Below are 1,439 nucleotides of genomic sequence, written 5' to 3' on the forward strand. Positions count from 1 at the left end.
CCCGGCGGCCCTCCCCGGGGTACGGTGCCACCCTTCCCCCCGGGGACCGGCAACCCCGCCCGCGCCGCCAGGAGTTGGCTCCCGCTTCCCGGGGAACGCCGACCGGGATCCGAGGTCCTGGAGACGTACCCGGGTACGGACCAATGGCTCCCGGGGTTCACTCGAAGAGCCCGCTCCGTATGTGATTTAGACGACTCGCGTCAGGGGAACTGGCACTGCGTTCCATACGTTCCGTCATGCGCTGTCGCAGCTAGAGCACTTGGCAGGCCACGCGGGCGAGGACGGATGTCGTATACAGCCGCTCGCCGAGGCACTGGGTGCCCCACCCGTGGCCCTGCGTGAGGGAGTTGGCGTCGCGGCGAAGGGGGCGGTACACGGGTACGCTCCTCCTCATCAATCGCCCTGGGGGCCCGAGCTCTTCGTGCATCCCGCGGAGTCCACGATGACGTGGACCCCACCGAACGGGCCTGCGGGATCCGCAGGCCCCGAGGAAAGGGGTGATTGATCCCGATGGCGAAGAAAAAGAAGCCAGAGGGGCACTGCTGCTGCAGGCGGGACCGGCCGTACCGGGCGGCCCGCTGGATGGGTCCGCTCTACACGATCTACAAGGTCGTGCGGGACAACTGGCCCTTCTGACGCGCAAAGCCCCGACCTGACCGGTCGGGGCCGCGCTGCAGTCGGTGTGCTGAGGAGGCCTCACCTGGGAGCTTGGCCGGCGACCGGTGGGGCCTTCCTTGCGGCCGAATGCGGTTACCGTCACGTACGCAAGGAGAACGCCCAGAGTGTGATACCGATCACACTTCCCCGCGACAGTGCCCCCATCTTGCCTTGTGTTGCGCCGGTTGTGCACCAGCTAGCCGTATGTCGATCAGCGCAGTTGAACGCCCGGAATCGGGCAAGGGGGCAGGGTGACGTGCAATCTTCCCGTGAAGAGTGATGCAGATCACACCTGTAAGGGTGAGGCAACACACACCTGACCGGGTGATGTTTTGCGGCAGTTTGCCGGGGGTTCACATCCCCGGGACCGCCGGAATGGAGGCCTCCGTTTGTGCGGGAAGCACTGTACCCGCGCTGACTGACAAAGCGTGCCAACCCGACCGCCTGGCACAGAAGTGCGGGTCACCGTAGGCATCGCCCGGCCCTCCCGGCCCCGGACGGCCCCTGTGTGTCGGCCACTTGAGGGTGCGGCGGGCGCGCGTCGGACGGTCGGGGTGCCGTGCCCGTGAGTATGGGGGCCGGGCCAGGAGAGGTACAGGGCATGAAGAAGAGTTGCCACCCGCGGCGGTGGTGGCGGGCGACCGCCGTGACGGCCGCGCTGGGACTGGCCGCCGGTGCGCTCGGGGCGCCCCGCGTGGCCGCCGCGGATCGCGGGGAGACCGTCCGCCACGCGGCGGCGAGCCCGGGTCGGGGTGGACCGCGCCGGGCGGGGGGTAGCAGTC

The 1,439-nt window shown here is 69.2% G+C and carries 2 protein-coding genes; one reads left to right on the forward strand and one right to left on the reverse strand.

From position 1 onward, the window contains the following. Nucleotides 1-250 precede the first annotated feature (250 nt). Entirely contained in the window at nucleotides 251-376 is a 126-nt protein-coding gene (locus ACJA3G_RS36900; RefSeq protein ID WP_406557377.1) for a hypothetical protein, read from the reverse strand. A 134-nt stretch (nucleotides 377-510) separates the two neighbouring features. Between ACJA3G_RS36900 and ACJA3G_RS36905 the strand changes: the two genes are divergently transcribed. Then, nucleotides 511-636: a hypothetical protein gene (locus tag ACJA3G_RS36905; protein ID WP_406557378.1), complete on the forward strand. Its 126-nt coding sequence runs from the start codon at nucleotides 511-513 to the stop codon at nucleotides 634-636. Nucleotides 637-1,439 lie beyond the last annotated feature (803 nt).

The sequence above is a fragment of the Streptomyces sp. YS-3 genome, from assembly GCF_045257485.1.
Taxonomy (GTDB): domain Bacteria; phylum Actinomycetota; class Actinomycetes; order Streptomycetales; family Streptomycetaceae; genus Streptomyces.

Excerpts from the sequence above, each read along its gene's own strand:
- ACJA3G_RS36905 (WP_406557378.1), top strand. The coding sequence starts at position 511 with ATGGCGAAGAAAAAGAAGCCAGAGGGGCACTGCTGCTGCAGGCGGGAC.